At 71.5% G+C, this 10722-nt stretch carries 9 protein-coding genes; 2 read left to right on the forward strand and 7 right to left on the reverse strand.

Going from position 1 to position 10722, the window contains the following annotated elements:
• Positions 1–85 precede the first annotated feature (85 nt).
• From fxsA to ACZ60E_RS19020, 4 genes are all read right to left on the reverse strand, one after another.
• Complete coding sequence (gene fxsA, locus ACZ60E_RS19005) at positions 86–688, reverse strand: FxsA family membrane protein (RefSeq protein ID WP_385832645.1); 603 nt, start codon at positions 686–688, stop codon at positions 86–88.
• Between the two features lie 82 nt (positions 689–770).
• Complete coding sequence (locus tag ACZ60E_RS19010) at positions 771–1538, reverse strand: polyprenol monophosphomannose synthase (RefSeq protein ID WP_384810057.1); 768 nt, start codon at positions 1536–1538, stop codon at positions 771–773.
• A 538-nt stretch (positions 1539–2076) separates the two neighbouring features.
• Positions 2077–3723, reverse strand: a complete 1647-nt coding sequence (locus ACZ60E_RS19015; protein WP_469441842.1) for an amidohydrolase — start codon at positions 3721–3723, stop codon at positions 2077–2079.
• Positions 3724–3890: 167 nt separating this feature from the next.
• The gene (locus ACZ60E_RS19020) at positions 3891–4331 is read right to left on the reverse strand and encodes an Lrp/AsnC family transcriptional regulator (protein ID WP_107019623.1); all 441 of its coding nucleotides are present in this window, start codon (positions 4329–4331) and stop codon (positions 3891–3893) included.
• Between the two features lie 195 nt (positions 4332–4526).
• Between ACZ60E_RS19020 and ACZ60E_RS19025 the strand changes: the two genes are divergently transcribed.
• The gene (locus tag ACZ60E_RS19025) at positions 4527–4964 is read left to right on the forward strand and encodes a hypothetical protein (RefSeq protein ID WP_384810060.1); all 438 of its coding nucleotides are present in this window, start codon (positions 4527–4529) and stop codon (positions 4962–4964) included.
• A gap of 51 nt (positions 4965–5015) precedes the next feature.
• Here the strand turns inward: ACZ60E_RS19025 and ACZ60E_RS19030 are convergent, their stop codons facing one another.
• The 3 genes from ACZ60E_RS19030 to ACZ60E_RS19040 form a co-directional block, all read right to left on the reverse strand.
• Positions 5016–6134, reverse strand: a complete 1119-nt coding sequence (locus ACZ60E_RS19030) for a phosphotransferase family protein (protein ID WP_469441845.1) — start codon at positions 6132–6134, stop codon at positions 5016–5018.
• 51 nt (positions 6135–6185) lie between these two features.
• Positions 6186–7310: an Rv3169 family protein gene (locus ACZ60E_RS19035; protein ID WP_469441847.1), complete on the reverse strand. Its 1125-nt coding sequence runs from the start codon at positions 7308–7310 to the stop codon at positions 6186–6188.
• A 519-nt stretch (positions 7311–7829) separates the two neighbouring features.
• A complete protein-coding gene (locus ACZ60E_RS19040; protein WP_469441849.1) occupies positions 7830–9002 on the reverse strand; it encodes an acyl-CoA dehydrogenase family protein in 1173 nt (390 codons plus the stop codon).
• A gap of 331 nt (positions 9003–9333) precedes the next feature.
• Between ACZ60E_RS19040 and ACZ60E_RS19045 the strand changes: the two genes are divergently transcribed.
• The gene (locus ACZ60E_RS19045; RefSeq protein WP_384810066.1) at positions 9334–10623 is read left to right on the forward strand and encodes a glycoside hydrolase family 18 protein; all 1290 of its coding nucleotides are present in this window, start codon (positions 9334–9336) and stop codon (positions 10621–10623) included.
• Positions 10624–10722: the final 99 nt, after the last annotated feature.

Consider the following 10722-nt stretch of genomic DNA (forward strand, 5'->3'; position numbering starts at 1 on the left):
GGCGGAGGCCCTGAGGTCGTGACGGGAACGGGTAGGGGCGGCGGGGGCGAAAAAGTCCCCACCCACCCCGGGCGGCGGCCGGGCCTCAGCCCGTGAGCGGCGGGCGTGAGCCCTGGTTGTTCTCGTTCTCGCGGTCGCGCGGCGCGTCGTCGCGGATGACCTCGCCCTGGACGACCTTCCCGTCGGGACGGTGAATCCGAGCCTGCTGGAACGCGCTCCCGAACGACCCCGAAGCCTCCCGCACCTTCCGCTCGAACGTCCGCTCCGCATACCGCGAGAGCGCCTTCTGCACCGGCGGCACCAGCAGAAGCAGCCCGAGCGCGTCGGAGATCAGCCCCGGCAGCATCAGCAGCAGCCCGCCAAGCATCATCAGGCCGTTGCCCTCGGAATTGGCCCTGCCCTCCGGCAACGCCCCGCTCTGCTGCTGTTGCAGCGTCTCGCTCAGCGCCCGGAAGGCCCGCCGGCCGGCCCGCTTGATGACCACGGCACCGAGGACGAACCCACCGATCAGCAGCAGGAGCACCGCGAAACCGCTCGCCGCGCCCGCCACCACCGTCAGCAGCCAGACCTCCAGCACGAGCCACGCGGCCACGCCCAGGGGCAGGAACCTCAGCAGTCGTGAGCGCCGGGGCCGACGAGAGGTGGAGCCGGAGGCGGAGGAGGGCGGGATCGGTGCGCCAGTCGTCATGCCTCCAGTGTGCCTGGCCAGGGCTCAGTACGACATAAAGCGTAAGGAGGGGGTCAGCGCAGCCTGTGCGACAGGGAGGCGGTCAGGGCTTCTTGCGCCCCAGCACGCGTCCCGCCCGCTCCCCCACACCCCACGTGGTGACCCGCCACAGCGCCTCCACCAGGATGTCGCGGCTCATCTTGGAGTCGCCCAGTTCCCGTTCGACGAAGGTGATCGGCACCTCGACGACGTGACAGCCGGCCCGGACGGCCCGGCGGGCCAGGTCGACCTGGAAGCAGTACCCCTGCGAGGCGACCTCTCCGAGGCCGAGGCGCTCCAGGGTCTCGCTCCGGAAGGCCCGGTAGCCGCCGGTGACGTCGCGGATCGGCACGTCGAGCAGGACACGCGAGTACAGGCTTCCGCCGCGCGAGAGGAACTCACGGGATTTCGGCCAGTTCACCACCCGGCCGCCAGGCACCCAGCGGGACCCGAGCACGAGATCGGCGCCCTTGAGCGCGGTCAGCAGCCGGGGCAGTTCCTCGGGCTGGTGGGAGCCGTCGGCGTCCATCTCGACCAGGACGCCGTACCCGTGTTCCAGGCCCCAGCCGAAGCCGGCGAGGTAGGCGGCGCCGAGGCCCTCCTTGCCCTTGCGGTGCAGGACGTGGACCTGTTCGTCCTCGACGGCCAGTTCGTCGGCGAGCTTGCCGGTGCCGTCGGGGCTGTTGTCGTCGGCGATCAGGACGTGCGCCGCGGGTACGGCCGCCCGCACCCGGCCGACGATCCTCTTGATGTTCTCCGCCTCGTTGAAGGTCGGAATGATCACCAAGGTCGTGCCGAGCGGACCGAACCGTCGCTCAACGCCGTCGTTCACAGCTTCCCCTTAAAACTTCCGTGCGAGAGGGGCACCACCATAGCGAGCGCCACTCTTCCCGCAGGTAAGGCGCCGACTTGAAAAGTCGCACAACGGGGTCGTACGAGGGAAAAAAGGGGTCGTACGAGGGTACGGAACTGCGGGATCGGGGCCCGGCGCCCTTCGGGCCGACCTGGGACCCGCTGGCTGCGGGTCGACCGAAAGCCGTTGTCTACTGAGCGGCCGGGCCCCACCCGGGTCACACCATCCGGCCGGAACGTTCCCTCGCCCCGTGGCGCGGACGCTGGGCCTGGCTCCCAGTGGTGGTGCGCCGGTGCGGCACACCACCCCTGACCCAACTGCGCTGCGGCGACTGCGCGGAAGTTCACCGGCCGGACGTCCGGTGGTGGACCCGGCCGAACCTACCGGCCACCTGCCGCTCACTGTCAACAGTCGTTCCACCTGCGGGTTTTCCGAGAAGTGCCTGGTCAGCGCCGAGGACGCGCAGGTCGCGCGACAGCCCGTCGGACCATGATCCCCACCGCGCCACCCCGGGACATCACTCGTCCGGCCGTACGAATACGGTTCGACCGTCCACCACGGTGCGCAGACAGACGGGCAGGTCCGCGCCGGGGGTCAGGTCGGGCAGTCCCGGGGTTCCGGAGCGGGGGTCGGTCGACCAGCGGGCCACCCGGTCGTCCGGGGCCTGGACCACGAGTTCCTCGGTGCGCCACACCGCGTAGTCCGCGGGCGCGCCCGGCACCAGGGACCCCGCGTCGTCCCGTCCGGCCGCCCGCCAGCCGCCCCGCGTGTGCGCCGTGAAGGCGGCGCGGACGGACACCCGCTGTTCGGGCGTCCGATGGAAGGCGGCGGCGCGGACCGTGCCCCAGGGGTCGAGCGGGGTGACGGGGCTGTCGGAACCGAAGGCGAGCGGTACGCCGGCGCGCAGGAGGGCGGCGTAGGGATTGAGCGTACGGGCGCGCTCGGCGCCCAGACGCTCGGCGTACATGCCCTCCTCGCCGCCCCACAGCGCGTCGAAGACCGGCTGGACGGAGGCGGTGAGGCCGAGGTCGGCGAAACCGGCGATCGTGTCGGACGTGAGCATCTCGGCATGCTCGACGCGGTGCCGGGCGGCCCGTACGCGGGCCAGGCCGACCTTCTCGGCGGCTGCGCGCATGCCGTCGACCACGGAGGTCACCGCGGCGTCCCCGATGGCGTGGAAGCCCGCCTGGAGCCCCGCCTCGGTGCACGCCACGACATGGGCGGCGACGGCGGCGGTGTCCAGGTAGGCGGTGCCCGTGTGTTCCGCGTCGGTGTACGGCCGGTGCAGACAGGCCGTGTGCGAGCCGAGGGCGCCGTCCACGAAGAGGTCGCCCGCGGCGCCGGCCGCTCCCAGGGCGCGGGCCTTCGCCACGTCCTGCTCGGCCCAGTAGCCGACGACGCGGGGACCCGACTCCTCGGCGGCGAGCCGCAGCAGCCCGGTGAAGTCGTCCTCGGAGGAGATCTCGGGGCCCGCGCACTCGTGCACGGAGCCGATACCGAGCGAGGCGGCGTGCCTCAGGGCCGCGCGCTGGGCCTCCGTGCGCTGCGCCGGGGTCACGGCTGCGAACGCCGCGGCGCGTACGGCGTGGTGGGCGTCGCGGGTGAGGGGTTCGCCGTCCTGGAAGCCGGCCGCACCGCGGACGCCCGGTGTCATGTCCAGCAGGGCCGTGGTGGCGACGGCCGAGTGGACGTCGATCCGGCTGAGGTAGAGCGGACGGCCGCCGGTGGCCTCGACCAGCTCGGCGCGCCGCGGGGGCCGTCGCTCCGGCCAGCGGGAGGCGTCCCAGCCGTGGCCGAGGAGCACCAGGTCGGCGGGGCGGGAGGCGGCGAAGTCCCGTACGCGGGCCAGGGCGTCGCCGAGGGTGCGGGTGTCGGAGAGGTCGAGGCCGGTGAGGGCGAGGCCGGTGGCCGTGGTGTGCACGTGCGCGTCGGTGAACGCCGGGGTGACGAGTGCCCCTTCGAGGTCGACCACCTCGTCCACGCCGTCCGAGAACGCGTCGGCGGCGCCCTCCGAACCGACCCAGGCGACCTGTCCGCGCTCCACGACCATCGCGGTGGCGAACGGGTCGGCGGGGCTGTGCACTTCACCACCACGCAGCAGCACGGTACGGGGAGCCCCTGGGTGAATACGGTCCGCCTCGAATGCGGTGGTGCTGTCGCTCATACCGACAGTCTCACCCCTGAGCAGGAAACCCGGCGCGCGGGCCCCGTCAGGGGCGCTCTTCAGGGGCGCCTTTCAGGGGCGCGGGGAACTGCGCGAACGGCCCCCACCGGCCCGCAGACGCAGCACACACCCCGGCCAGCAGGCCCGCGCCCCGACAGGGACCCGCGTCAGATCTTCGGCGGCCGAGCCTCGTACGGCGTGGAAAGCACCACCGTCGTCCGCGTGGACACCCCCGCCAGCGACCGCAGCCGCGCCAGCAGCTCCTCCAGCTCGTGCGGTGTGGCGACACGCACCTTCAGGATGTAGTTCTCGTCGCCGGCCACGCTGTGGCACGCCTCGATCTCCGGTACCCCCGCCAGCCGTTCGGCGATGTCGTCCGGCGCGCTGGGATCGAACGGTTTCACCGAGATGAACGCCGTCAGCGGCAGCCCCACCGCCTCCGGGTCGACGACCGCGGCATAGCCGCGGATGACGCCGCGCTGCTCCAGCCGGCGCACCCGCTGGTGCACGGCCGAAGTGGACAGGCCCGTGGCCTTGCCCAGGTCGGTGTAGCTCATCCGCCCGTCTTCGACGAGCAGCTGCACGATGTGGCGGTCCAGCTCCTCCATGGCGGAGAACCTACAGTGCCCTTGATCCCCCCGGAAACCGGCCGGGTCGGGCACCTGCGGTCAGCATGTGACGAACACCACATGACACCGCCCGCTTCCGTGATGTTCTCGTGATTACCGCGCAGACGGGACGGGAAGTGCTTGCTGTGGCCGAGGTCGCAGCACCTTGTCGGCCCATCCGAGGGGGAGTAACCCATGCAGAGTCTCAAGCGTCTTGGACGTACCGCGCCCAAGCGGCAGCAGTCGGTCTTCGAACCCGAGCCGGAGGGTGTCGAACCGGACGCCCTGGACGGCGAGGAGCTCGACGCGTACGACACCTTCGAGATGTACCGGGTGATCTGCCCGGACTGCGCGCAGCCCATCGCGCTGCTGGCGGACGAGGAGAGCCTGCCGGAGCACGCGCTCTGCGCGTCGCCGTGGAACCCCTTCGGGCTGACGGTCTGTGCCGGGACGGGCCGCGCGGCGGCCGACGCCCAGCCCGCCGACGAGACGATGGAGATCCAGGAGCAGGAAACGGCCCTGCTGTTGACGCTCCCGCAGGGACTCGACTGGCGGACCCAGCCCTTCTCGCACGTCGGAGGCCCTGGTTCGCGCCCCATGCAGGTGCCGGTGATGCGGCGCCTGGCCGCCTAGGACCTGTCCGGTCCGGCACGGCCGGGACCCCGCCGAAGCGCTGAAGGGTCCTCAATCCCTGTAATCGCCCTGCACCATGGCCCGCAGGCTGTCGTGGTGCAGGATCAGCGTGTCCGGATCCGCCGGGACGCCGGTCTCGCCGAAGTGCACCTGCCGGTAGGCGACGCGCAGCATGACGACGGCGTGCCGCAGGGCCGCGTACAGGATGTGGAAGTCCATGTCCCGGGGTGTGTGGCCGGTGAGTTCGGCGTAGCGCGCCTCGACCCGGTCCCTGTGCAGGAAGCCGGGCAGTCCGTGCTGCCCGAAGCTCTCCGTGAGGTCCTGGAAGAAGCGGTGCAGGTAGATCATCCAGCCGAGGTCCACCTCGCGCGGGCCCAGTGCCGCCATCTCCCAGTCGAGGACGGCGGCGGGCTCGAAGCCGTCGTAGATGACGTTCCCGATGCGTGCGTCGCCCCAGCTGAGCACCGTTTCGCCCTCGTCGCGCGGCCAGAGCGCGTCGAGTCGGTCGAAGGCGTCCTCGATGAGCGGTGAGCGTGACAGCCCGTCAATCACCCAAGCGTAGTAGACGCGTTGGGCTTCGACGTGACATCGCAGGGGGCTCCCCTGTCCGGGCGCCGCGAGGAATCCGGCTTCTTTCACCGGGACCTGGTCGTGCAGCCGGGCGAGGAGGCCGACCGAAGCGGTCTCCAGCCGTTCGCGTTCGGCCCCGCTCGCGGCGTGCAGCCAATTGCCCTCGTACGTATAGGGCATGACGTCGGGCGGTACGCGTCCCTCGACGCGCTCCATGACGAAGAAGGGCGCCCCGAGCGGTCCCGGGTCCTCCTCCAGCCACAGCACGCGGGGCACGGGGACGTCCGTACGGTCCGCGACGAGCCGCATGACGCGGTACTGCCGCGGCAGGTCGTAGACGGGGAAGACGGTGTACGCCGCCGGGTCCGCCGCGAGTCTCAACGCGCAGGCGCGGAGCGGGGGTTCGGGGTGTTCGATGTCGAAGAGCAGGGTCTCGCTCGACATCCCGTTGGACGCGGGGACGCGGACGTCGACCGCCTCGGCGCCGGGCAGCCGGACGGCGAGCCACGCGGTCAGCCGCCGTGCGATCTCCTCCGGATCACGGGTCGTCGTACGAGGACGAGGACGGGGACGGGGACGGGGACGAGGTGCCTCAGCCATGCCACCACTCCTTCGCGACCCGCGCGTTCCCCCTCACGGGGCTCCCGGGGCTCACGGGGCGACCGAGTCGAACCCGGTGAACCCGCTCGGGTCGTGGCGCCCGAACGAGCCGTGCTCGAAGATCCCGTACCCGGTCCGTCCTTCGAGGGTGAAGCGGGCCGCGTGGTCGGTCACCCCGTACGCGGCGAGTCCGAGCGCGGCCGGGTCCGAGAGGTCGTACGTGCGGCGGTCGGTCCAGCCCCTGCCCTGCCAGGTGCCGTGCTGCCAGTCCTCGGCGGGCGGGTAGCCCGCGCCGACGGCGAGCGGGGAGGAGGCCAGGATCTCGACGCCCAGTTCGAGCGGCTTGCGGGGGTCGCCGAGGTGGACGGCCGCACTCTCCGGGTGACGGGTGCCGCTCCGGTAGGCGATCTCCGCCCGGGGCCAGCCGAGTTGGCTGTCGCGCCGCCCGGCCCGTACGAGGGTCGCGTCGTTCAGGGTGCGGTAGCCGTCGGCGTCCTCCTGGGTGACGACCATCAGGAAGCGGTCGTCGAAGCGGACGGGGCACCAGAGCCAGTGGAAGCCCTCGGTCCGGTGTTCCTCGGCCAGCCGGCCGCCCTCCTCGCCGGGCAGCGGACGGGTGCCCCAGCTGCGGTCGCGGGTGCCGGTCCAGCCGTCGCCGGACAGCCGTGTCTCCTCCCCCGCGACCTTGATCCAGCCGTCGCACCGGCCCGCCTGGACGAAGCGCCTGCCCTCCAACGTCAGGCGGGCGCCCCGGCGTTGCAGGTGATGCGGTTCCCACAGTGCGGGGAATTCCGCGGACCAGGTGATCTCGTACGACAGTCCGTCCGGGTCGTCGGGGTCGGCCGCGCAGCTCAGGACGAAGTTCTTGAGCGGGCGCTCGACCTGGATCCGGAGCGGTCCGACGGACAGGCGCATCCGCTCGTCGTCGTCGAGGGCGTCCGAGGCACGCACGGCGTGCAGGGTGTCCCCGACACGCAGGGTCGCGTACGCGTCGATGACGCCCACGTTCGGATACACCCCGAGGCCCAGGACGAGCAGTGCCCTGCCCCGGTGGTCGAAGACGTGGAAGATGCAGCGGTCGTAGGCGTTCCGGTCGCCCGTCGCCACGTGCTTCATCGAGAGGGGGACCTGGTGCACGGGGTACTCGTCGAGGGCTACGGGACGGTCGTCGGGCATCGGCTGCCTCCCGGGGCACGCGGCACGGGGGAGATGACGGTACGTCAGATGAGCGTGGGGGGCCAGAGTCCGGCAGCCCCTCACGGCGCCGGAACCCCCGCGAACGCACAGGCGAATTCGCCAGTCGGTGACCTGCCCACCCCGAAGCACGTTGGCCCGGTATGACCCCTTCGTACGCAGAGACATACCCAGAGACGGGCCGTCGTCGCGGGTTTCTTCCTCCCCCGGCAGAATCGGTTTCCCAGGGGACCCAAGGGACGCAGCAGCCTCAGGAGCACGTGGTGCCCCAGGGGACACAGTGGACACGAGTGCTGCAGGCGCCCGCACCCCAGGAGCCGCAGGGATATCAGGGGTCCCAGGGATCACAGGGGCCGCAGGCGCCCCATCAACCCGCGGACCCGCCCATCTATCTCGCCATGATGCGTGCCTGGTCCGACCGCGGCCGGACCCTGCCGGGTCACCACGATCCGGAGTGGGCCCGGCTGGTGGCGCCCGCGGCGATGTACGCGTACGGAAGGTTCAGCGCGACTCGGGACCAGCGAGGTGACGGGCGATGACCATCCGCTGGATCTGATTGGTGCCCTCGACGATCTGCAGCACCTTGGCCTCGCGCATGTACCGCTCGACGGGGAAGTCCGCGGTGTAGCCGTACCCGCCGAGCACCTGCACGGCGTCGATCGTGACCTGCATCGCGGTGTCGGTGCAGAACAGCTTCGCCATGGCCGCCTGCCGGGCGAAGGGCCGTCCCGCGTCCCGCAACCGGGCCGCGGTGAGATACAGCGAACGGCCCGCCTCGATCCGCGTCGCCATGTCCGCCAGCATGAAGCGCAGGCCCTGGAAGTCCGCGATCGGCCGGCCGAACTGCTCGCGCCCCGTCGCGTAGGCGACCGCCTCGTCCAGGGCGGCCTGGGCGACCCCGACGGCACAGGCCGCGATGCCGAGCCGCCCGGAGTCCAGCGCGGACAGGGCGATCGCGAAGCCCTGCCCCTCCTCGCCGATGCGCCGGGCGTCGGGGATCCGCACCCCGTCGAAGTGCACCTGGGCGGTCGGTGAGCCCTTCATGCCCATCTTCTTCTCGGGCACCGCGGCGCTCAGGCCCTCGGCGTCACCGGGCACCAGGAACGCCGTGATGCCCCGCGCCCCCTCGCCACCGGTCCGCGCGAGCACGGTGCAGAAGTCCGCGACCCCGCCGTGCGTGATCCAGGCCTTGGTCCCGTCGAGCACCCAGGAGTCGCCGTCGCGCACGGCCTTCGTCCGCAGGGACGCCGCGTCCGAGCCGGACGCCGGCTCGGAGAGGCAGTAGGCGCCCAGGAGGCCGCCGCCGAGCATGTCCGGGAGGTGCTCGACCTGCTGCTCCTTGGTGCCGTAGTTGGCCAGGGCATGGCAGGCGAGCGAGTGCACGCTGACGCCGAGGCCCACGGTGAGGCGGGCGGCGGCGAGCTCTTCGAGAACCTGGAGGTAGACCTCGTACGGCTGGTCACCGCCGCCGTACTCGGAGTCGTACGGAAGGCCGAGCAGTCCCGATTCCGAGAGCAGGGTGAAGATCTCCCGGGGGAAGCGTCCGGCGTCCTCCTCCTCGGCCGCCTTCGGGGCGATCTCGCGCTGCGCGATGTCGCGGACGAGCGAGATCAGATCCCGGGCCTCGTCCGTGGGCAGTTGACGGTCCACCGGCTGCGGGGCGCGGTCGGGCATGGCGACGATCCTCCCTGTCGGGCACTTCGGCGGGCGCACACCTGGGTGGGGTTGCGCCGCCGGGTCTCACTGAGCACCGGCGATGCTCGCGCCTCCGGGTCGCGGAAGCGCCTGATCAGCGGCTGTGCGCAGTGAGTATGCCCGATCGGAGGCATGGAGTCACCAGTTAACGACCGCTTACTCAAGAGTAAAGAATTCCCGTGCGGAATTCCTGCGGGGAATTGGTCCGAACCATTGACCAACTGGTCTAGTCCTCCTACTGTTTCGCCTCAACGCTTCACCGCGTCCATGCCGATCGGCGCATGTTCCCCTCTCCCCCACGAGGAGTCCGATGCTCAGCTCACTCCGCCCTCGCGTCCGTTTCCGGGCGCTTCTGTCCGCCGCGTGTTGCGCCGCCCTCGGCGCGGGGCTGCTCGCCGGCGCGGGCACGGCCACCGCGGCCGGTACGGCGGCCACGAAGGCCGCAGCCTCCTCGACCGGAAAGGCCGCCACCCCCACGGCGGCCACGGCCGCGGCGGCCGGTTCCAAGGTCGTCGGCTACTTCACCGAATGGGGCACCTACGACCGGAAGTACCTGGTCAAGAACGTGGAGACGTCCGGCTCCGCGGCCAAGCTGACGCACATCAACTACGCCTTCGGAAATGTCACCGGCGGCAAGTGCGCGATGGGCGACTCCTACGCGGCCACCGAGCGGACCCACACCGCGGCCGAGTCGGTCGACGGGGTCGCGGACACCTGGGACCAGCCCCTGCGCGGCAACTTCAACCAGCTCCGTGAGCTGAAGAAGAAGCACCCGAACCTCAAGGTCCTGTGGTCGTTCGGCGGCTGGACCTGGTCCGGCGGCTTCACGGAGGCGGCCAAGAACCCGGCGGCCTTCGCCCAGTCCTGCTACGACCTGGTCGAGAACTCGAAGTGGGCCGATGTCTTCGACGGCATCGACATCGACTGGGAGTACCCCAACAGCTGCGGCCTCAGCTGTGACACCAGCGGACGGGCCGCGTACAAGAACCTGATGTCGGCCGTCCGCGCCAAGTTCGGCGGCTCGGCGCTGGTCACCTCGGCGATCCCGGCCGACGCCACCGCCGGCGGCAAGCTCGACGCGGCGGACTACGCGGGCGCGGCCCAGTACGTCGACTGGTACAACCCGATGACGTACGACTTCTTCGGTGCCTGGGACGCGACAGGACCCACGGCTCCGCACTCCGCGCTGAACTCCTACTCGGGGATCCCGAAGGCCGAGTTCCACACCTCCGCCACCATCGCCAAGCTCAAGGGCATGGGCATACCGGCCTCGAAGCTGCTGCTCGGCATCGGCTTCTACGGGCGCGGCTGGACCGGAGTCACCCAGGCGGCGCCCGGCGGCTCGGCCACCGGACCGGCGGCGGGTACGTACGAGCAGGGCATCGACGACTACAAGGTGCTCAAGACGAAGTGCCCGGCCACCGGCACGGTGGGCGGCACCGCGTACGCCAAGTGCGGCAGCGACTGGTGGAGTTACGACACCCCGTCGACCATCGCCGGGAAGATGAGCTACAAGAACGCGCAGGGCCTGGGCGGTACGTTCTTCTGGGAGCTGAGCGGTGACACCACGAACGGCGAACTGATCAAGGCGATCAACTAGCCTCACCGGTACGGCGGTCGGGGGGGGGGGCGCGGCCCGGGCCCCCCCCCCCCCCCCGCCCCCCCCCCGGGCCCCCCCCCCGGCGGCGGGGGCGGCGGT

This window comes from Streptomyces sp. NPDC102514 (assembly GCF_055584525.1).

Bases quoted from the DNA above. Each gene is read 5' to 3' on its own strand.
- fxsA (WP_385832645.1), bottom strand. From the start codon at position 688: ATGACGACTGGCGCACCGATCCCGCCCTCCTCCGCCTCCGGCTCCACC.
- ACZ60E_RS19015 (WP_469441842.1), bottom strand. From the start codon at position 3,723: ATGAGCGACAGCACCACCGCATTCGAGGCGGACCGTATTCACCCAGGG.
- ACZ60E_RS19020 (WP_107019623.1), bottom strand. From the start codon at position 4,331: ATGGAGGAGCTGGACCGCCACATCGTGCAGCTGCTCGTCGAAGACGGG.
- ACZ60E_RS19025 (WP_384810060.1), top strand. From the start codon at position 4,527: ATGCAGAGTCTCAAGCGTCTTGGACGTACCGCGCCCAAGCGGCAGCAG.
- ACZ60E_RS19030 (WP_469441845.1), bottom strand. From the start codon at position 6,134: ATGGCTGAGGCACCTCGTCCCCGTCCCCGTCCCCGTCCTCGTCCTCGT.
- ACZ60E_RS19035 (WP_469441847.1), bottom strand. From the start codon at position 7,310: ATGCCCGACGACCGTCCCGTAGCCCTCGACGAGTACCCCGTGCACCAG.
- ACZ60E_RS19040 (WP_469441849.1), bottom strand. From the start codon at position 9,002: ATGCCCGACCGCGCCCCGCAGCCGGTGGACCGTCAACTGCCCACGGAC.
- ACZ60E_RS19045 (WP_384810066.1), top strand. From the start codon at position 9,334: ATGCTCAGCTCACTCCGCCCTCGCGTCCGTTTCCGGGCGCTTCTGTCC.